The organism is Pseudomonas sp. UYEF17, from assembly GCF_040546125.1.
Classification (GTDB): Bacteria; Pseudomonadota; Gammaproteobacteria; order Pseudomonadales; family Pseudomonadaceae; genus Aquipseudomonas; species Aquipseudomonas putida_Z.
Map to the genome: position 1 here is coordinate 234511 of NZ_JBEPNE010000006.1, position 19518 is coordinate 254028.

Below are 19518 nucleotides of genomic sequence, written 5' to 3' on the forward strand. Positions count from 1 at the left end.
TGGAGTCCTCAGGCCGCTTGTTGCAGGCGTTTGTCCAAGGCCTGGCCGTTGCTGTCGAACAGGTGGCAGTGGGCTGGGTCGAAGGTCAGCTCCAGTTGTTCACCAAAGGCCGGCGCGAAGTCGCCGCGCACGCGTACGGTGAGCATCTCCCCGGAGGCGGCACGCACATGGCAGTAGCTGTCGCTGCCCAGCCGCTCGCTGACGTCGGCGGTCACCTGCAGCGAAGCTGGGGCGCCTTGGCTGGCGAGGGTGATGTTCAGGTGCTCGGGGCGTATGCCCAGGGTCACCTGGCTGCCGGTGTGCAGGTCGCCTGCGCACAGGGGCAGGGCGATGCGGCTGCCGCATTCGAGGGCGACCTCGCACTGGTTGCCCTGGTTGCGGCTCAGGTGGCCACGCAGGAAGCCCATCTTCGGGGTGCCGAGAAAGCCCGCCACGAACAGGTTGGCCGGGTGATGGTACAGCTCCAGCGGCGAGCCGACCTGTTCGACGCGCCCACCGTTGAGCACCACCACCTTGTCGGCCAGGGTCATCGCCTCGACCTGGTCGTGGGTCACGTAGATCATGGTCGCGGCCAGCTCTTGGTGCAGGCGTGCCAGCTCCAGGCGCATCTGTACGCGCAGGGCGGCGTCGAGGTTGGACAGTGGTTCGTCGAACAGGAAGATTTTCGGGTTGCGCACGATCGCCCGGCCGATCGCCACCCGCTGGCGCTGGCCGCCGGAAAGCTGGCGAGGCTTGCGCTCGAGCAGCGGTTGCAGTTCGAGGATGCGCGCGGCGTTGTCGACCTTGGCGGCCACTTCCTGCTTGCTGACGCCGGCCAGGTCCAGGGCGAAGGAGAGGTTCTTGCGCACGGTCATGTGCGGGTACAGGGCGTAGGTCTGGAACACCATCGCCAGGTTGCGCTTGGCCGGGGCGGTGTCGGTGATGTCGGCACCGTCCAGGGTGATGCTGCCGCCGCTGACCTCTTCGAGGCCGGCGATCACCCGCAGCAGGGTGGACTTGCCGCAGCCGGACGGGCCGACGAACACCACGAACTCGCGGTCGCGCACGTCCAGGTCGATGCCCTTGATGATGGCGTGGCCATCGAAGCCTTTGTACAGGTTGCGGATCTTCAGGTCAGCCATGTCGGGTTACCTCTGCGGTGGCCAGGAATTGATAGGAGTTAGCTGGACCCTGTGGGAGCGGGTTCACCCGCGAACACCGGCGCAGCCGGTGCCTGACACTGAGTCGCCTGCTTCGCGGGTGAACCCGCTCCCACAGGGGCTGTGTTACAGGGGCATGAATGCGGTTCATTTCACGGCTCCGAACGAGAGGCCACGCACCAGCTGCTTCTGGCTGACCCAGCCAAAGATCAGGATCGGCGCGCAGGCCAGGGTCGAGACGGCCGAGAGCTTGGCCCAGAACAGCCCTTCGGGGCTTGAATAGGACGCCACCAGCGCCGTCAGCGGCGCGGCGGCGGATGAGGTCAGGTTCAGTGACCAGAATGCCTCGTTCCAGCACAGGATCAGCGACAGCAGCAGGGTCGAGGCCAACCCGCCGCGGGCGATCGGCAGCAGCACGCGGACAATCTCATGCCAGGTGCCTGAGCCGTCCAGCCGCGCGGCTTCGAGGATGTCCACGGGGATATCCTTGAAGTAGGTGTAAACCATCCACACCACGATCGGCAGGTTGATCAGGGTGTAGACGATGATCAGCGCCAGGCGCGAGTCCAGCAGGCCGAACTGCTTGGCCAGCAGGTAGATCGGCATCAGCACGCCCACCGGTGGCAGCATCTTGGTCGATAGCATCCACAGCAGCGTGCGCTTGGTATGGCGGGTTTCGAAGAAGGCCATCGAGTACGCTGCCGGCACGGCAATCAGCATGCACAGCAGGGTTGCCGAGACCGAGATCAACACCGAGTTCCAGGCGTAGGCAAAGTAGTCGCTGCGTTCGTTGATGTGCAGGTAGTTCTCCAGTGTCGGCGTGAACAAAAACTGCGGCGGCGTGGCGAACGCATCCAGTTCGGTCTTGAAGCTGGTCAGCACCATCCACAGGATCGGGAAGAAGATCACCAGGGCGATGCCCCAGCACAGCAGGCCGAGCAGTGCATTGTGCAGGCGGCGGTTTTGCTTGAGTGTCAGCATGGCGGGCTCCTCAGCTGCGTTCGGTGAGGTTCTTGCCAATCATGCGTACCAGCACGATGGCGGCGATGTTGGCGATCAGCACGGCGATCAGCCCGCCCGCCGAGGCCATGCCCACGTCGAACTGCAGCAGCGCCTGGTTGTAGATCAGGTAGGCGAGGTTGGTGGACTCGAAACCCGGGCCGCCACTGGTGGTGGTGAAGATCTCGGCGAACACCGACAGCAGGAAGATGGTCTCGATCATCACCACCACGGCGATGGGGCGAGCCAGGTGCGGCAGGGTCAGGTGCCAGAAGATCGCCAGCGGGCCGGCACCATCCAGGCGTGCGGCTTCCTTCTGTTCCTGGTCCAGCGACTGCATGGCGGTCATCAGGATCAGGATGGCGAACGGTAGCCACTGCCACGAGACGATCAGGATGATCGACAGCAGCGGGTAGTGCGCCAGCCAGTCCACCGGCTGCGCGCCAAACAGCCGCCACAGCGCGGCAAGGATGCCCGACACCGGGTGGAAGATCAGGTTCTTCCACAACAGCGCGCTGACCGTGGGCATGATGAAGAATGGCGAGATCAGCAGCACCCGCACCACCCCACGCCCCCAGAACTCGCCGGCTTCCAGCAGCGCGGCGATGAGCACGCCGAGGACGATGCTGATGGCCAGCACGCTGCCGACCAGGGTCAGGGTGTTGAGGGCGCCGGGCAGGAAGCCGGCATCGGTGACAAAGAAGGTGAAGTTTTCCAGGCCGACGAATGCGTTTTCGCCGGGATACAGCAGGTTGTAGCGGATCAGCGAGAAGTACAGGGTCATGCCCAGGGGCACGATCATCCACAACAGCAGCAGCGCTACCGAGGGGCTGACCAGGAACCAGCCGGGGCCGACACGGCGTTTGCCGGGGCGCGCGGTGGCTAGGCTCGGGCTGTCTAGGGCCGAAGTGTTCATGGCGACTCCGTGTGCGTCGAAAAGGGCGAGCGGCCGGCCGCCACCGCGCGGGTGTGCGGCGCGGCAACGGTCAGGTCATGGCTGCTCGGGGTGGCTGTTACTTGGGATAACCGGCGCGTTTCATCTCGCGTTCGGTCGACTGCTGGGCCGCAGCCAGCACCTGGTCCACCTTCATCTGCCCGGTGAGGGCGGCAGAGAACAGCTTGCCGACCTGAGTGCCGATGGCCTGGAACTCGGGGATGGTCACCAGCTGGATGCCCACATAGGGCACAGGCTTCAGGGTGGGGTGGTCGGGGTCGACGCGTTTGAGCGATTCCAGTGTCACCTTGGCGAAGGGGGCCGCGGCCAGGTAGGCGTCGCTGTAGGTCGAGGCGCGGGTGCCAGGCGGTACGTTGGCCACGCCTTCCTGCTCGGCCACCAGCTTGCCGTAGGCCTCGGAGGTGGCCCAGGTGCTGAAGGTTCTGGCGGCGTCCTTGGCCCTGGAGCTGGTGGGGATCGCCAGTGCCCATGAGTACAGCCACGTGGCGCCCTTGTCGGTGACCTCCTTCGGTGCGAAGGCGAAGCCGACCTGGTCGGCGACCTTGCTCTGGGCCTTGTCGGTGACGAACGAGCCGGCGACGCTGGCATCGACCCACATCGCGCACTTGCCGCTGTTGAACAGCGCGAGGTTTTCGTTGAAGCCGTTGCTGGAGGCGCCGGGTGGGCCGTACTGCTTGAGGGTGTTCACGTAGAAGTTCAGCGCGTTTTTCCACTCGCTGCCGCTGAACTCCGGCTGCCACTGCTCATTGAACCAGCGCGCGCCGAAGGCGTTGGCCACGGTGCCGATCAGCGCCATGTTCTCGCCCCAGCCGGCCTTGCCACGCAGGCAGATGCCGTACTGGTCCTGGTCGGGGTGGTTGAGTTTGGCGGCGAACTCGCCGATTTGGGTCCAGGTCGGTTGCTCGGGCATGCTGAGCCCGGCCTTTTCGAACAGGTCCTTGCGGTAATAGGTGATCGAGGCTTCGGCGTAGAACGGCAGGGCGTATAGCGTGCCGCCCGCCGACAGGCCATTGCGCACCGAGGGGAACACATCGTCCAGCCTGTAGTCGGCGGGCAGGTCGTTCATCGGGGCCAGCCAGCCTTTGGCGCCCCACAGCGCGGCCTCGTACATGCCAATGGTCAGCACGTCGAACTGCCCGCCCTGGGTGGCAATGTCGGTGGTCAGGCGCTGGCGCAGCACGTTTTCTTCCAGCACTACCCACTTCAGCTTGATGTCCGGGTGCTGCTGCTCGAACACCTTGGCCAGGCGCTGCATGCGGATCATGTCGTTGTTATTGACCGTGGCGATGGTCAGGGTTTCGGCGGCCTGGGTGAACAGCGGCAGGCTGAGGCAGGCGGCGGCCAGGCAGGTCTTGATCGAGTTGTTCATCGGTGAACCCCCTTACCGGGCCGGGTGACGGCGCGGAAGACATTATTGTTTTTGTGTCGCTCGCCGCCGATTACACCGCCCCACGGCGATGCCGACAAAGCCTCGCCTGCACTCGCACTGATACTTTTTTGCAGCGCTTGGGCTCAGGGGCGGTTCTGTTCGGTCAGCCGCTGGGTCACCAGGCTGCGGTAGCTGGAGGGGGTCATGCCCTTGAGTTGCTGGAAGCGCCGGTTGAAGTTGGACAGGTTGCTGAAGCCCGATTCGAAGCACACTTCGGTCACCGGCAGCTCGCTTTTGGCCAGCAGTTCGCACGACTTGCTGACCCGCAGGCGGTTCACGAACTCGACAAAACCGCGCCCCGCGGCCTGCTTGAAGAAGCGCGAGAAGTAGGTGGGGGTCATCCCCAGGTGCTCGGCCACCTCGTTCTGGGTGAGGTCCTGGGCATAGTGCTGGAAGATATAGTCCACCGCCCGGTTGATGCGTTCCACATGGTGCTCGTCGGCCAGTTGCGAGGAGGTGACGGTGGACAGCAGGTGGTAGTCCTCGCAGGCGGCGAGCTGTTCCATGAGGATAAAAAAGTATCCCAGGCGGGTCATGCCGCGGCTGTCGGCGATGCGTTGCAGCAGCATGCGGCTTTCGGCGATCAGCGCCGGGTCGCGGAACTCGATGCCATAGCGCGCCCTGGCCAGCAGCGGGGCCAGTTGGCCAAGCTCGGAGAACACCTGGCTACCGTCCTCCAGCACTTCGTCGGTGAAGTTGACCAGCATGTCGCGCTTGTCCACCACCTCGTCGGGGGCCATCTGGCTGATCCAGTTGTGCGGCAGGTTGGGGCCGGTGAGGAATAGCGTGTCGGGGGCGAAGTTGCCGATGTAGTCACCAATGAATACCTTGCCGGCACTGGCGACGATCAGGTGCAGCTCGTATTCCTTGTGAAAGTGCCAGCGCACCAGCGGGCTGGGGAAGCCGTGCTGGCGGTAGATCAGCGAGTGGCCTTCGTGGTCGTCCATCAACTCGTAGGACGGGTCGGTGACTTTGCTCGTTCTGGGCATGGCGCTGTCCGGGCCTTGGGAGGACGAGGCGTTATCGTAGCTCGAAGTGGTGGAGCAGGGCAGAGCCAGCTTCACCTGATCGTTTAACGCGGTCAGTTGCAGGAGCGGCCTGGCCGGGGCGACTGGCCGTTCGATCGAACGCTTACGCTTTCTTGTATGGCGCTTTACCTTTAAAGTGCAACCAGGCATTTTGCAAGCAACAGTAGGGGTTGCATCAGGGATGTCATCAGTTCCCCAGCCCAAGAGCTTGGTTCTCGATCTGGAAGTCGCTCCCGGAAAGGAGGGGGGCCCAGATCGTATCTTCAAGGTTGGGGCGGCTCGGCCTGACCTGGGTGTCGAGCTTGATCGCAAGGTCTCGAAAAACCTCCCTGAAATTCTTGCTGAAGTTGATGCGTTGTCCGAAGGTGCTGGTTTTCTCCTGGGGCATAACGTCATCGAGCATGACTTGCCGATCCTCAAACAGCAGGCACCTGACTTAGCGCTGCACGTACTGCCAGTCATCGATACCTTGCGTTTGTCTCCGCTGGCCTTTCCGCAGAACCCGTATCACCGGCTGGTCAAGGATTACAAACTCATCCGAGACAGCCTCAACTCGCCGCTTGCGGACTGTCGTTCGACTCTGGTTCTGTTCAGCGATCAGCGAGATGCATTCGCGCAGCTGAATGAGACCAACCGTGCTGAGCTGCTCTGCTACCACGCACTGCTTGCCCCGAGCCTGAAGAGTGATCTGGGATCATTCTTCGCTTCGCTAACGGGAGAGACTGCAGTTCCAATCTCGGAGCTGCAGCGGCTCATTCCGAGTCTGCTGGTGGAAACCGATCCCTCATTGGATCGTGATCTGAAGGTATGTAGAGCTCGACTGGACGCTCTTCTGAGCACGGATCTTGAGCAGAAGGTTTTGCATCTGCCCTTGGCCTATGCCCTGGCGTGGTTGAGGGTGTCTGGCGGCAATTCTGTGCTTGCACCATGGGTACGGCATCAGTTCCCCGCTGTCGGGCGACTGATTACTGAGCTCCGGGACGTTCCCTGTGACCGTTCAGACTGCCGGTACTGCCGTACCACCCATGATCCACGCCATGAGCTCAAGCGATACTTCGGCTTTGCTGATTTCCGCTACGAGCGACCCGGTGAGAGTCTGCAACACAATGTGGTTCTTGCAGGCATGCAGGGCCGGCATGTGCTTGCGATCCTGGCAACCGGTGGTGGTAAATCGCTGTGCTACCAGTTGCCGGCGCTGAATCGCTTTCATCGCAACGGCAGCCTGACCATCATCATTTCGCCTCTGCAGTCGCTGATGAAGGATCAGGTTGACGGGCTTCTGGAACGCAATGTGCAGTGCGCTGCGACGCTCAATGGCCTGCTGACCATGCCTGAGCGCGCGGACGTGCTGGAGAAGGTCCAGATGGGCGATGTCGGTATCCTGCTGGTGTCTCCTGAACAGTTCCGCAACAAGGCTTTCCGGCGTGCGATACGCCAACGCCAGATCGGTGCCTGGATTTTCGATGAGGCCCACTGCTTGTCGAAGTGGGGGAATGATTTCCGCCCGGATTACCTGTATGCCTCGCGCTTCATTCGTGAGCACACCGGCGATCGATCCCTGGCTCCCATTGGCTGCTTCACAGCAACGGCCAAACCGGATGTATTGGCTGACATCCGCGCGCATTTCAAGGAAAGCCTCGGGATTGAGTTCGATCAGTTCCTGGGGACCCATGAGCGGACGAATCTTGGCTTTGAAGTGTTGCCCTGCAGTCGAGGTGAGAAATGGCCTAGAACCCATCAGCTGCTAGAGGATCAACTCGGTAGCCAGGACGGTGGGGCGGTCGTTTTCGTTGCAAGCCGTAAGGGCGCTGAAGAGCTTTCAGCGTTTCTGGTCGAGCAGGGATGGTTGTGCCGTCATTTCCACGCGGGGCTCGAGCCCAACGAAAAGAAAGACATCCAGGACGATTTCAAAGCAGGGCGGCTCCGCATCATTGTCGCCACCAATGCGTTTGGCATGGGCGTCGACAAGTCTGATATCCGGCTGGTAGTTCACGCGGATATCCCAGGCTCGCTGGAGAACTATCTGCAAGAGGCTGGAAGGGCGGGGCGTGATCAGGATGCAGCACGCTGTGTGCTGCTTTATGACTCTCAGGATATCGAGACCCAATTTGGGTTGTGTGAGCGTTCCAGGCTCAGTTTACGTGACATCCAACAAATTCTGCGCAAGCTGCGTTTCGAGTACGCCAGGCGCAAGGGTGGCGAATTGGTCATCACCGCTGGCGAGATTCTCATGGATGAAACCGTCGAGACCTCGTTCGACGCGGATGACAGCGATGCTGAAACCAAAGTGGTCACCGCGGTCGCCTGGTTGGAACGAGGACATTACCTCAAGCGAGAGGAAAACAGCACACAGATTTTTCCGGCGCGCCTGAGCCTCGGCGAAGTGGATGCGAAACAGCGTTTGCTTAAGGCCGATCTGTCGGAGCGCCGCCGTGAAGAGTTCGGCGCGATTTTGAAGTACCTCTATCAGGCCGACGCTGATGAGCGGGTGAACACGGACAACTTGATGTCGCTCACCAGCCTGACGTCTGAGGAAGTCGTTAGCACCCTGAAGCAGATGGAAGAGCTGGGGTTACTGGTCAATGACACCCAGTTGACTGTATTACTGCGTCACGGCGTGGCGGGGGCTTCCACTCAACGCTTGGCACAGACCTTGGCATTGGAGGCGGCGCTGTTCGAGGTACTTGGCGAACTAGCGCCAGATGCCGAGGATGGAAGTTGGCAGGATCTCAATCTCGCGGCTCTGACGGCGGGGCTCAAAGCCAGGCTGGAGAACGAGGATGTCATTCCGTTGCAAGTGCTTCGTCTGCTGCGCAGCCTCTCTCAAGATCGTGAAAGTAACAGTCAGCCGCGTACGAGTTTTGAACTGAAGACGGTCAATCACGACTTCATCAAACTGAAAATTCAAGGTAAGTACAGCTGGTCACAGATTGAACGCTTGGGTGAAAAGCGCCGAGTCATTGCCAGCAAGCTGCTTCAGTTCTTGATCAGAAAGCTGGCTCCGGCTTCCAAGGGCAAGGATCTGATGGTGCAGTCTACCTTCGGTGAATTGGTCGGCTTGATCGAGTCGGACCTGGAGCTCTCTCAGGTCATTCCCCCGAGTCAACGCCACAGAGCAATTGAGCATGTGCTGTTGTATCTGCACAAGCAGGAGGTGCTGACGCTCAACCACGGTATGACCGTAATGCGTCGGGCAATGACCATTGAGGTCAATACCGACAAGAAGGGCAGCTATCTCAAGGACGATTACCTACGGCTCGATGAGCATTACAGCGAGAAGCGTATCCAGGTCCACGTGATGCGCGAGTATGCCGAGGTTGCACTGAAGGAGATGGCGAACGCGCTCAAGCTGGTACTGCATTACTTCACGGACTCCAAAGATACTTTTCTACAACGCTACTTTGCCGGCCGCGAGGAGGTGCTCAAGCATGCCACCAGTGAAGCGTCCTGGAGTTCCATTGTTGAGGATCTGAGCACTCAGCAACGACTCATCGTCGCCGATGACGATGACGTTAATCGATTGGTACTGGCGGGGCCAGGGTCTGGCAAAACTCGTGTAATCGTTCACCGTATCGCTTACCTGCTGCGTGTTCGACGAATTCCAGCCTATGCCATTGTGGCGTTGACCTTCAATCGGCATGCGGCCAATGACATTCGTAAGCGTCTTTTAAGCCTGGTTGGGGCTGATGCCTACGGTGTCAGCGTCATGACCTACCACAGCATGGCCATGCGCCTGACAGGCACTCGCTTTGAGCGCAGGGATGTTGTCGACGAGGGCGCTCTGAAGCAGGTTTTGGTGAATGCTGTCGAGCTTCTGGAGGGGAAAGGAACTGCCGATGGCGATGACGACCTGCGTGAACAGTTGTTGCGTGGCTACCGCTACATCCTGGTTGATGAATACCAGGACATCGATGCCCTACAATACCGTTTGGTGAGCGCACTTGCCGGTAGACAGACCGGTGAGGAAGGGCATTTGTGCATTTTGGCGGTGGGGGACGATGATCAGAACATCTACGCTTGGCGCGACACCAATAATCGCTACATCGAACGCTTTCGGGAGGACTATTCTGCTGCGACCAGCTACCTCGTCGAGAACTATCGATCCACTCAACGCATCATTGCCGCAGCAAATCAGCTGGTCGGCAATAACCCGGGGCGCCTGAAAGCCTCTTATCCCATCCGAATTAACCGAGAACGTCAGTCAGATCCTCTCGGTGGGCAGTGGCAGACGCTTGATTCAGATCGATCGGGGCGTGTTTTGCGACTGGCCGTTGAATCCAGCGACAAAGCTGTCGGTAATCTTCAGGCACAGGCTGCTGTCGGTGAACTCAAGCGGCTGCTGGCGCTGGAGGACGGTGATTGGAGTGGATGCGCCATTCTTGCCCGTACCCATCAGTATTTATGGCCAGTCCAGGCGCTTTGCGAGCTTGCTGGGGTTCCGTACTTCCTGGCCTCGGATAAAGACAGTGCGCTGCCCATCACTCGACAACGTGATTTTGTGTCGGTTGTTGATCAGCTTCGCGAAATCAACGAGGCGCTTTCCGCTGCGCTGGCGTGGCAGCAGGTATCGGCGGGGGTGAGTGAGAGCTGGCGCAGTTTTTTTCAGGAGGCTTTCACCCAATTGCAGGTCGAGTTGGGCGAGTGCCAGCTCAACAGTGCTGCAATCGTGGACTGGCTCTACGACTATGCTCGGGAGATGCGGCAGCAGCCCAGGAGTGGCCTGTATCTAGGTACGGTGCATTCAGCGAAAGGCCTCGAGTTCAGGCATGTCGTTCTGCTTGATGGTGGCTGGAGTGTGCAGCCCGAGGGGCTCAACGATGAGCGCCGATTGTATTACGTGGGGATGACACGTGCAGAGCAGACGCTGACGCTGTGTGAGTTCAGTGCATCGAATCCTTTTAGTGGGAGTTTGTCGGCTGACATCGGGCAGCAATTTTTTACCGGCAATTACAGTGCAGCCCTGGAGCGGCGTTACCTGCAGCTCAGTCTGAAGGACATTGATATTGGCTATGCCGGACGTAGCCCTGTAACAGATCTCATCCATGAGGCGCTGAGCTGCTTGGAGCCTGGGGCAGAGCTGAAGCTTGAAAAGCAGGGTGAGCGCTACCTTGTGCTGGATAGTCAGGGGCGAAGGGTTGGGCGGACTTCGCAGTCCTTCAAGCTTGATCTTGAGGTTGAGCGATGCGAGGTTGCGGGTGTGGTGATTCGGTTTTTGGAGGATAGCGAGGAGCAGTATCGGCCGCGCCAGAAATGCGACCGTTGGGAGGTGGTTGTTCCGCGAGTCTGTGGTGTTCCTGGTTGCATTTGAATCGGCTTGATCAAGAAACCGGAAAGTAACGGTACGGCGATCACTCCTTCCCGACTCCTCCACAGAAGGCCATCGTGGCCACCTGATTTTTATGCTTGGCGTCGACAGCGCCGGGCGATCACGCCCGTCGCAATACAGTGGCCAGCGCGACGGTCAGCACTACCGCGCAGAGCATGGCCAGGCTGATGGTAACGGCCACGCCCCACCTTTCGAGCAGCCCTGCCAATACCAGATAAAACGCAATCACCCCCACCGCCCCGATCGCATTGCCCCGCACCATCGCTGCCATTCCGGCACGGCCATTCCGCACATGGGCGAACACCACCAGCGGCCAGGCAATCACCGGGATCGGCGCCAGCATGCCGCTGGCCGCCGGGCCCAGCCAGTTGGCCAGGCTTGTGATGACCATCAGCAACGAAGTGGCAGACGCCATGCGCAGAGGGATCTCCCAAAACCGCTGCCGTGGCCGGGCCAGGGCATCCGGCCTGGGCTCGCGGCCGCTGGCGCGTATCAGCACGCCAATCAGCACCAGCGCCACGGCAATCGACAGGTACAGGTTGCCCCCGTGGGTAAACGCATAGGCCGCTACACCATAGAACAGCATCGCCAGCAATACGGCCGGGCCGATGCCGAGCCTGCGTGTAGCGAACAGGTAGAAAGTGTAAGTGGCCTGCACCGCCGCCAGGCCGCCCAGCGCGCCGGGCACCGCACCCAGGGCGAAGGCCGTGCCCTGTTCCAGGCACAGGAAGGTCATTACCAGTGCCGAGGTGATCGGCAGGCCGGACAGCAACCCGCCGAGCAGGCCGCCCCAGCGACGCGAGGCGAGGGAGATGGCCCACATCAGGAGAGGTGTGACGATCAGCTTGAGGTAGAACAGGGTCATCGCAGGGCTATCCATATGTGCGAAAGGTGCGCCCGCCGTAGGCATTGGGTAGGGCGCAGATGAATCAACCGCGGCTGGCCTCCAGCGCCTGGGCCAGGTCGGCGATGATGTCGTCGCTGTGCTCGATGCCGATCGACAGGCGCACCATGTCCCGTGGCACGCCGGCCTTCTCCAGCTCCTCGTCGTTGAGCTGGCGGTGGGTGGTGGAGGCGGGGTGGCAGGCCAGCGACTTGGCGTCGCCGATGTTCACCAGGCGCACCACCAGCTGCAGTGCATCGATGAAGCGCGCGCCGGCCGCCTGGCCGCCCTTGATGCCGAACGACAGGATCGACGCTGGTTTGCCGCCGGTATAGCGCCGGGCCAGTTCATGCTCGGGGTGGTCGGGCAGCCCTGCATATTTCACCCACGCCACCTGCTCGTGGGCTTGCAGGTAGCGGGCGACCTTCAGCGCGTTCTCGGTGTGGCGCTCCATGCGCAGGGCCAAGGTTTCCAGGCCTTGCAGGATCAGGAAGGCGTTGAACGGCGACAGCGCTGCGCCTGTGTTGCGCAACGGCACCACGCGGCAGCGGCCGATGAAGGCGGCGGGGCCGAAGGCTTCGGTGTAGGTGACGCCGTGATAGGACGGGTCGGGGGTGTTGAGCAGGGCGAAGCGTTCCTTGTTGTCGGCCCAAGGGAACTTGCCGGAGTCGATGACGATGCCGCCGATGCTGGTGCCATGGCCGCCGATGTACTTGGTCAGCGAGTGCACGACGATATCGGCACCGTGCTCGAACGGCCGGCACAGCACCGGGGTGGCCACGGTGTTGTCGACGATCAGCGGCACACCATGGCGGTGGGCGGCCTCGGCCAGCGCGGCGATGTCGACGATATTGCCGGCAGGGTTGCCGATGGACTCGCAGAACACCGCCTTGGTGCGCGAATCGATCAATGCTTCGAGGGCGGCAATGTCGTCGTGGGCGGCGAAGCGGGTGTGGATGCCCATGCGCGGCAGGGTGTGGGCCAGCAGGTTGTAGGTGCCGCCGTACAGCTTGGCCACCGAGACAATGTTGTCGCCGGCCTCGGCGACGGTCTGGATGGCGTAGGTGATGGCCGCCATGCCCGAGGCCACCGCCAGCGCGCCAACCCCGCCCTCCAGGGCGGCCATGCGCTGCTCGAGCACGTCGTTGGTGGGGTTCATGATGCGCGAGTAGATGTTGCCGGCCACCTTCAGGTCGAACAGGTCGGCGCCGTGCTGGGTGTCGTCGAAGGCGAAGGAAGTAGTCTGGTAGATCGGTACGGCCACTGCCCGGGTGGTCGGGTCGGGGCTGAAGCCTGCGTGGATGGCGAGGGTTTCCAGCTTCATGCAATCGTTCCTTGAGCGTGGGTGGAGCGATCGAGCATGTGGCGGGGGGAGGGTGTGGGTCAAGCGTGAACGCGCGATGGGCTGCCCAGGCAGCATGGCCGCGCCATGCCAGCCGCTACAGCATCCGCACCATCTCCCAGAACGATGCCGCCACCCCGGAAATGCTTTCCCCGGCAATCAACCCCGCTGCGGCCGTGATCGCAAACCGCGCTGTAACGCTCGGCCAACGGCAGCCGACCAGCCAGGTAACCACCGCGCCAAGCCCCATCATCATGCTGATCGATGCCGGCAGTATGAACGCCAGCCCCAGCGCGCCGGTACTCGGCAGCCAGCGCGCCACCCATTGCGGCAGCAGGCTGTCCAGCGCGCCCAGCAGTACGCCTGCCGCGCTGCCGGCCACGATCGCCCAGCGCAGCTCCGGCGACAGCGCCCCCAGCCCCTGCATCAGGGTCTGGGCCACGGCTTTCCAGGTCGCCACGGCCGGTGCGGGCCATTGCTCGGTAAGCAGCAGGGTCTGCGGATCGGGAATCAGCACCAGGTACACCAGCACGCCGGCCACGCTGCCGATTAGGATGCCCAGGCACTGTGCAATCAGTTGCTTGTGTGGCGTCGCGCCGATCGCCTGGCCAACCTTGAAGTCGTTCATCAGGTCGGTGGCTTGCCCGGCCGCGCCACCGGCAGTGTTGGCGCTCATCAGGTTGATGGCCACCTGGCCTGGGGCGACCAGGCCAAAGCTGAGCTGCGACAGCTTGCCGATGGCGCCGATCGGCGCAATACCGGTGGCGCCGACCACGCGCGCGGCGACCACCGCAAGGCATATCGCCAAGGGAATGCTCAGCAGCGCCATCCACCAGTCGATGCCGAACAGCAACGCCTGTAACGCCACCACCAGCGCGATGGACAATAACAGCCCGCACGCAGGTGCCAGGGAAAATCGCCCACGGGGGTGCGCTGACCGACTAGCCAGCGGGGCGGTAGGCTTTTGCCGGGGCATTTGCAACAGGCGGACCGACAATGAAGTCAGGGTCGCGCATACCATCAGGCTGACGCCCGGCCACAACAACCATTCCACCAGGGCAGCGAACTGTGGGCCGCTGGCGTTCGGGGCCAGAACCACCAGGGCATGGTCGATCAGCCACGGTGCCAGCCCGCCCCAGGCCAGCGCGGCGCCGAACAGCAGCGTCAGGCCCACGCGGATACCGATGATGCCGCCGAAGCCGACCAGCATCAGCGAAGGATCAAGCGTGAAGGTCAGGCGCTCGAGCACAGGCGAGGGTGCCCAGCGCGGGATCGCCCAGACGAACCCGTCAATCCACTTCACCAGCCCCGACAGCAACGCGGCGCTGCACAGCACCTTTATCCGCATCATGGCTTCGTGGCCGTGGCGGTAGATCTGCTGCAATGTCTCCAGGGTCGCCATGCCCTCAGGGAACTTCAGGCCATGGTCATCGAGCAGGGCGGGGCGCAGATACCAGGCGATCCAGATGCCCAGAAAGCTCACGGAGAACACCCAGGCCATCATCGGCAGCGGGTCCAGCTGGTGACCGGTGAGCAGGGTATAGGCGGGGATCGGCGCGACCAGCCCGCCAGAAACGATGGACGCGGCGGCCGAGGCCACGGTCTGGTTGATGTTGCTTTCGTGCAACGTCCAGGCGGACCGGCCCTTGCTGCGCCCCGCCAGGCCCTGCCAAAGGGCGAAGCCGACCAGCAAGGCGATGATCGACATGTTGAACGACCAGCCGATCCGAAGGCCCGCGTACACATTCGAGGGTGTCAGCAGAATGCCCAGCACTACGCCGGTGAGCACCGCCCGCAGGCTCAGTTCACGTTCGATGCGAGCCTGGGGAAGGGCGGTGGACGGGGCATCTCTCATGGCAATCCCTTGTCGGAGTGGTAAGCGCGCTTTGCACAACTGAGCCACTGCTGCCACAAAGGTTCACTGTCGCTTCTGGTTGTGAAAGGTGCCCAGCAACAGCCCGGAAGTGCTAGCGGCAACACCGTCGGGTCTCAAGAAAAGTGCTGTGCCCAGGGGCTCGCTTTTGCTGACATTGCCGAATCAAGTGAAATTAGTTAAGTTATCTAAACTCGATAACTTTCCTAAACTCGGTATAAGTCATGGACCCGATCGCTAATCCCTATTCCCCGGGAGCAGGCGCGCCGCCGCCGGCATTGGCTGGTCGCGACGCATTGCTCAAGCAGGTAAGCATCGCAATCGCCCGCATTCGCCGAGGCCGAGCGGCGAAGAGCGTGCTGATGGTCGGCTTGCGCGGCGTGGGCAAGACTGTACTGCTCGAAAAAATGCGCATTGAAGCCGAGGCCGAGGGCGTTCATGCCATACGCATGGAGGCGCCGGAAAACCGTTCGCTACCCGCATTGTTGGCGCCTCAATTGCGCCTGGCGCTGCTTCGCCTGAGCCGGGTGGAAGCGGCTCGGGACCTGGCTCAACGGGGGTTGCGAGCCCTTGCCGGTTTTGCAAAGTCGTTGAAGGTTGCCTACGCGGACATAGAAGTAGGCCTGGACCTGGAGCCAGAACCTGGCTTGGCTGATAACGGTGACCTGGAAGGCGACCTGGCGACCTTGCTGGAGGAGGCCGGCAAGGCCGCACAGCGCGCCGACACGGCGCTGGTGATGTTCATCGACGAGTTGCAGTACGTTGCCGAAGATCAGTTGGCCGCGTTGATTACAGCCTTGCATCGCTGTGCCCAGGGCCAGTTACCTGTCACGCTGGTTGGGGCTGGCCTGCCCCAATTGCGTGGGCGTTGTGGTAACGCGAAATCCTATGCGGAGCGACTGTTCGACTTCCCTGAGATCGGCCCGCTTGCTCCTGAGGCCGCAAGGTTTGCGGTAGTACGGCCTGCAGAAGATGAAGGTGTGGCATTCGAAGAGGCGGCGCTGGGAAGTGTGCTGGCACATTCACAGGGCTATCCCTACTTCCTGCAGGAGTGGGGCAAGCATTCATGGGATGTAGCCACGCAGAGCCCCATCACCAGCGCTGATGTCGAAACTGCTTCAGAGCAGGCGATTGCCACACTGGATGAGAGCTTCTTCCGGGTGCGCTTTGACCGCCTTACGCTAGCGGAAAAGAAGTACCTGCGTGGCATGGCGGATCTGGGTGCCGGTCCGCATCGCTCTGGGGATATTGCGGCGCGCCTGGAGCGGAAGGTTTCCACGCTCGCGCCGTTGCGTAGTGCATTGATCGATAAAGGGATGATCTATAGCCCGAGCCACGGTGATACGGCGTTCACGGTACCGCTCTTCGATGAGTTCATGCGACGCATCATGCCGGGCGATGATTGGCGGATTGCGTAGGCAGCAGATCTAGCCTTGTGGCGACTGCTCTTGCAGCACCTCACATACCTGAACATTAAGCTTCACAAACTCGTCCCAGCCATACCGGTTGGCGTAGTGCAGCTCATATTGCCGATCCACCCGGCATATATCGGGCCTGTCGTTGTAGATCGTGCAGCGTTTGCTGGGCACGTCATGATGTCGACAGGTGCCGTCCCCCCGGTCGAGGAAGCGCGTTTCCTCGGCCAGGTGAACGTTCCGGCAGCACAGGCCGCACTGGTTGCATGGAAACGGCTGCATCCTTACACCAGCGAGGCCAGCCAGTCGCGAGTGCTCGCACTGTTGCCCATTTCAAACGGCAGCTCGATGTTGCGCTTGGCTACTTCAGCTTTCAGCACCATGCCGCGCTGCAGTTCATCGTTGCAGGCCATCAGTGTCAGCGAGAACGCTTCAAGTTCATAAGCATCCAGGTTGAACTCAAGCTTGCTCAGCTCGGTCAGGTAACGGTCCAGCTCTGCGTTTACCGACTCGAAGTGCTTGACCACTCCGGCGTGGGGCATGATCGACTCGATGAAGGCCCAAAGCTTGTGGGCCACTGGGCTGTGCAGCAGGAAGTAGTTCAGGCCCAGTGTGACCACCCCGGTGACCAATGCGCTGGCAAACGCCACCAGTTCACCGCCGAACGGGAAGCTGCACAGTGGCAGCAGTTGGGCATGCACCATGGTGCCCACGACAGTGGCGGCACCGAGGGACATCAAGCTGGTAACGGCCTTGCAGAGGTCGACGAAGCCCAGTTGTTCGGGGTTGAAGATCATCAGTTTGATGGCCTTGACCAACTGGCCCCAGACCTCGCGAATGATCTTGACCGCCATGACCTTGGTCGTGGCGAACACATTGAACAGCGTGGTGGTCGCGCTGGCCATGACACCCGCGAAAACGCCGTCCTTGAAGCCGATGAGAAAGTCCGTGAAGCGTTTTTGCACACGCGTCCAGATGCCTTTCAAGGTGCTGTTGACGCTGTCGATGAAGGTTTCGAAGTCGAACTTGTGCTTGAGTTTTTCAAGCAGCGCCGGCACCTGCCCGCGCAATTCGAACCAGACTTCGGCCAGCACCAGGCCAAGCATCTGGCGGGCACCCATTTTCAGGCCGGCATCCAGCGACGCGGAAGCGCTTTGCTTCCAGAACTTGCTGCTGGTGTAGTAGGCGCGGTTGATCTGTTCGTTGTAGGGCGCCCGGGCAGCCTCGTCCCGTTTGCGCATTTCATCGGGGTCGATGGCCTTCAACGTTTCGATCTTGTTTTCGTCTTTGCGAATCTGATCTTCCAGCACGCGTGCATTGTGCTGTTGCTCGGGGGTGTCACGTGGCAAGGTAGCCAGGCGTGCTCGGTCCTTTGCCAGTTTGGTTTCGCTTCTGCCGATCAGCTCGGGCAAATCGCGGAGGTAGTCGTTGATAGGCGTCTGGCCTTTCGACTTGTTGATGCTCTCGTGGGTCGTTTGCAGGTTGCTGCTCTGGTTCGCCAGCTCGACACCGTCCAGCCCGGCCAGCACGCGGCCGGCATCGTCATGAATTTCCTTGGCACTGATAACGTGATCAAGGTTGCGTTTCTGGGCTGCAGTCAACGTGGTGTTGCGGTAAGGGTCGTGAAGTTCGCCAGCCAGGTGAGTGGCTTTGTCCCGGCGCCCTGTCTCGATGTAGTTTTCGTGCTGATGGTATGGATCCGGATTGTAGTCGCCGCGCTTTTCAAAGCGTTGCTTCTCCTGCTCCGTTGCCCAAACGCCATTGCGTGCATTGTGGATGGTGTCCACCTCGCCGCCGTGTTTGTCCTGGAACAAAAGAAAGTCCAGGCCAAAACTGGTGGCCAGGCTGGTGACTACGGTTTTCTCGAGCTCTTCAGCCCAGGGATAGTCTCGCGCTGCGGCGTGCATGTTCGGGTCCATGAAAATCGAAAAGGGGGAGGTGGGGAAGGCGAGCCTTCCCCGGGAGGGCATCAGGCTGCTTCGACCTTTTCTGCTTCAGCGCTGGCGCTGACCATCACTTTGTCGAGTTCGCTCTCGTTCAGGACCATCGAACCGTCGTTGTCCAGTTCCATGGTCGGAACGCCATCTTTGTCCTTGGCGACCTGACCGTTGACCTTCTTGAGCTTGAAGATCGGGGTGGTGATGACGTTCACCAGAATGGCCGCCAGGGCGTAGCCGTTTTCGATGGTGCGCACGATCGACTCGTTGTGCTTGGCCAGTTCCGCCTTGGCATCGACGTTGCGGCCTTTGAGGTCCTGCAGGAAGCTGTCGATGTCCTTCAGGCTGTCGAAATACTGATTGAACTGGGCGTAGATGGACATCAGCGAACGACGGATCTTGCGGGTGTAGTGTTCTGTTTCACCGAGCATTTCGGTGGCGCGGGCAAGCTTGCCGACTGCCGCTGTCACTTCCTGGTCGGCTTTGCGGGCGTTTTTCAGCGCCTCCTCGCCGTGGCTGTTGTAAGCCCAGCCAGCAATCGCCAATACCGGGGCGGCCACTGCTGCGCCCAGAATTGCGGTACCGCCTGCCATGCCCAGGCCACCGGTAGCCAAAGAGCCCCCACCGATTGCCGCCAGGGTCGCGTTGGTAGCGGCAACACCAGCCAGCGACGAAATGGCGGTGCCGGTCGAAGCCGCGCCCAGGGCCATTACACCGCCATAGACGGCGAAGCCCGCCGCAGCGCCCGCAGTACCTGCGCCCGCTACGGTACCCAGCACGCCAACAGCAGTGAAGCTGTAGCTGTCGACCTTTTGCAGGTTGTGCTTGGGAATGTTGACTTCCAGTTTGTGCTGGCGGCCGGCGTTCATCTGGTCCAGCAGTTTGTCGGCCAGTACCTTGAATTCAGCAAAACTCTGGCCGATCTCCAGTTCCTTTTTCCCCAAGGCTTCGAGAGCGGAAGTGGTTTTGGTTTCCTGCTCGTCAAAGATTTCCTTCTTCGCCTCATAGCGTTCCTGGGCGCCTTTGACAATTTCGTCGGCTTCCGAATGACGTTGGTATCCGTCGTAGCCTTTCTTGGCTCCGTAAGCAGCTGTAACCAGGGCGGCGGCACCGAGGATTAGAGGAAGCGGCATGGCAATGTCCTTTTGGTGGATATCGATATCTGTCTAGGTTTGCTTTCGCGCTCACATTG

13 protein-coding genes are annotated in these 19518 nt (G+C 61.3%); 2 read left to right on the top strand and 11 right to left on the bottom strand.

Going from position 1 to position 19518, the window contains the following annotated elements:
- Positions 1 to 8: 8 nt before the first annotated feature.
- From ABIB24_RS12755 to ABIB24_RS12775, 5 genes are all read right to left on the bottom strand, one after another.
- Positions 9 to 1121: an ABC transporter ATP-binding protein gene (locus tag ABIB24_RS12755; RefSeq protein ID WP_354316545.1), complete on the bottom strand. Its 1113-nt coding sequence runs from the start codon at positions 1119 to 1121 to the stop codon at positions 9 to 11.
- 165 nt (positions 1122 to 1286) lie between these two features.
- On the bottom strand, positions 1287 to 2120 hold the full coding sequence (locus ABIB24_RS12760) for a carbohydrate ABC transporter permease (RefSeq protein ID WP_354316546.1): 834 nt from the start codon (positions 2118 to 2120) through the stop codon (positions 1287 to 1289).
- 10 nt (positions 2121 to 2130) lie between these two features.
- On the bottom strand, positions 2131 to 3054 hold the full coding sequence (locus ABIB24_RS12765) for a carbohydrate ABC transporter permease (protein WP_025338566.1): 924 nt from the start codon (positions 3052 to 3054) through the stop codon (positions 2131 to 2133).
- Positions 3055 to 3151: 97 nt separating this feature from the next.
- Positions 3152 to 4462, bottom strand: a complete 1311-nt coding sequence (locus ABIB24_RS12770) for an ABC transporter substrate-binding protein (RefSeq protein WP_025338567.1) — start codon at positions 4460 to 4462, stop codon at positions 3152 to 3154.
- A gap of 143 nt (positions 4463 to 4605) precedes the next feature.
- A complete protein-coding gene (locus ABIB24_RS12775) occupies positions 4606 to 5511 on the bottom strand; it encodes an AraC family transcriptional regulator (protein ID WP_085706184.1) in 906 nt (301 codons plus the stop codon).
- 220 nt (positions 5512 to 5731) lie between these two features.
- On the opposite strand from ABIB24_RS12775, the gene ABIB24_RS12780 reads away from it, so the two are divergent.
- A complete protein-coding gene (locus ABIB24_RS12780; protein WP_354316548.1) occupies positions 5732 to 10858 on the top strand; it encodes a RecQ family ATP-dependent DNA helicase in 5127 nt (1708 codons plus the stop codon).
- A 118-nt stretch (positions 10859 to 10976) separates the two neighbouring features.
- On the opposite strand, the gene ABIB24_RS12785 is transcribed toward ABIB24_RS12780, so the two are convergent.
- From ABIB24_RS12785 to ABIB24_RS12795, 3 genes are all read right to left on the bottom strand, one after another.
- Positions 10977 to 11741, bottom strand: coding sequence for a hypothetical protein (locus tag ABIB24_RS12785; protein WP_274079627.1), 765 nt, complete (start codon positions 11739 to 11741; stop codon positions 10977 to 10979).
- A gap of 64 nt (positions 11742 to 11805) precedes the next feature.
- Positions 11806 to 13083, bottom strand: a complete 1278-nt coding sequence (locus ABIB24_RS12790) for a bifunctional O-acetylhomoserine aminocarboxypropyltransferase/cysteine synthase (protein ID WP_025338571.1) — start codon at positions 13081 to 13083, stop codon at positions 11806 to 11808.
- A gap of 115 nt (positions 13084 to 13198) precedes the next feature.
- Entirely contained in the window at positions 13199 to 14956 is a 1758-nt protein-coding gene (locus ABIB24_RS12795) for an OPT family oligopeptide transporter (protein WP_354316549.1), read from the bottom strand.
- 242 nt (positions 14957 to 15198) lie between these two features.
- Between ABIB24_RS12795 and ABIB24_RS12800 the strand changes: the two genes are divergently transcribed.
- Entirely contained in the window at positions 15199 to 16392 is a 1194-nt protein-coding gene (locus ABIB24_RS12800) for an ATP-binding protein (protein ID WP_137163558.1), read from the top strand.
- Positions 16393 to 16401: 9 nt separating this feature from the next.
- Here ABIB24_RS12800 and ABIB24_RS12805 read toward each other — a convergent pair whose 3' ends face one another.
- From ABIB24_RS12805 to ABIB24_RS12815, 3 genes are all read right to left on the bottom strand, one after another.
- Complete coding sequence (locus tag ABIB24_RS12805) at positions 16402 to 16671, bottom strand: YkgJ family cysteine cluster protein (RefSeq protein WP_354316550.1); 270 nt, start codon at positions 16669 to 16671, stop codon at positions 16402 to 16404.
- A gap of 2 nt (positions 16672 to 16673) precedes the next feature.
- Positions 16674 to 18296 carry a hypothetical protein gene (locus ABIB24_RS12810; protein WP_025338574.1) on the bottom strand — a complete coding sequence of 541 codons (1623 nt, stop codon included), beginning with the start codon at positions 18294 to 18296 and terminating at the stop codon, positions 16674 to 16676.
- Between the two features lie 62 nt (positions 18297 to 18358).
- Positions 18359 to 19459 carry a hypothetical protein gene (locus tag ABIB24_RS12815; protein ID WP_025338575.1) on the bottom strand — a complete coding sequence of 367 codons (1101 nt, stop codon included), beginning with the start codon at positions 19457 to 19459 and terminating at the stop codon, positions 18359 to 18361.
- Positions 19460 to 19518 lie beyond the last annotated feature (59 nt).

Excerpts from the sequence above, each read along its gene's own strand:
- ABIB24_RS12785 (WP_274079627.1), bottom strand. The coding sequence starts at position 11,741 with ATGACCCTGTTCTACCTCAAGCTGATCGTCACACCTCTCCTGATGTGG.
- ABIB24_RS12780 (WP_354316548.1), top strand. The coding sequence starts at position 5,732 with ATGTCATCAGTTCCCCAGCCCAAGAGCTTGGTTCTCGATCTGGAAGTC.
- ABIB24_RS12760 (WP_354316546.1), bottom strand. The coding sequence starts at position 2,120 with ATGCTGACACTCAAGCAAAACCGCCGCCTGCACAATGCACTGCTCGGC.
- ABIB24_RS12755 (WP_354316545.1), bottom strand. The coding sequence starts at position 1,121 with ATGGCTGACCTGAAGATCCGCAACCTGTACAAAGGCTTCGATGGCCAC.
- ABIB24_RS12800 (WP_137163558.1), top strand. The coding sequence starts at position 15,199 with ATGGACCCGATCGCTAATCCCTATTCCCCGGGAGCAGGCGCGCCGCCG.
- ABIB24_RS12790 (WP_025338571.1), bottom strand. The coding sequence starts at position 13,083 with ATGAAGCTGGAAACCCTCGCCATCCACGCAGGCTTCAGCCCCGACCCG.
- ABIB24_RS12810 (WP_025338574.1), bottom strand. The coding sequence starts at position 18,296 with ATGCACGCCGCAGCGCGAGACTATCCCTGGGCTGAAGAGCTCGAGAAA.
- ABIB24_RS12770 (WP_025338567.1), bottom strand. The coding sequence starts at position 4,462 with ATGAACAACTCGATCAAGACCTGCCTGGCCGCCGCCTGCCTCAGCCTG.
- ABIB24_RS12805 (WP_354316550.1), bottom strand. The coding sequence starts at position 16,671 with ATGCAGCCGTTTCCATGCAACCAGTGCGGCCTGTGCTGCCGGAACGTT.
- ABIB24_RS12775 (WP_085706184.1), bottom strand. The coding sequence starts at position 5,511 with ATGCCCAGAACGAGCAAAGTCACCGACCCGTCCTACGAGTTGATGGAC.
- ABIB24_RS12765 (WP_025338566.1), bottom strand. The coding sequence starts at position 3,054 with ATGAACACTTCGGCCCTAGACAGCCCGAGCCTAGCCACCGCGCGCCCC.
- ABIB24_RS12795 (WP_354316549.1), bottom strand. The coding sequence starts at position 14,956 with ATGAGAGATGCCCCGTCCACCGCCCTTCCCCAGGCTCGCATCGAACGT.
- ABIB24_RS12815 (WP_025338575.1), bottom strand. The coding sequence starts at position 19,459 with ATGCCGCTTCCTCTAATCCTCGGTGCCGCCGCCCTGGTTACAGCTGCT.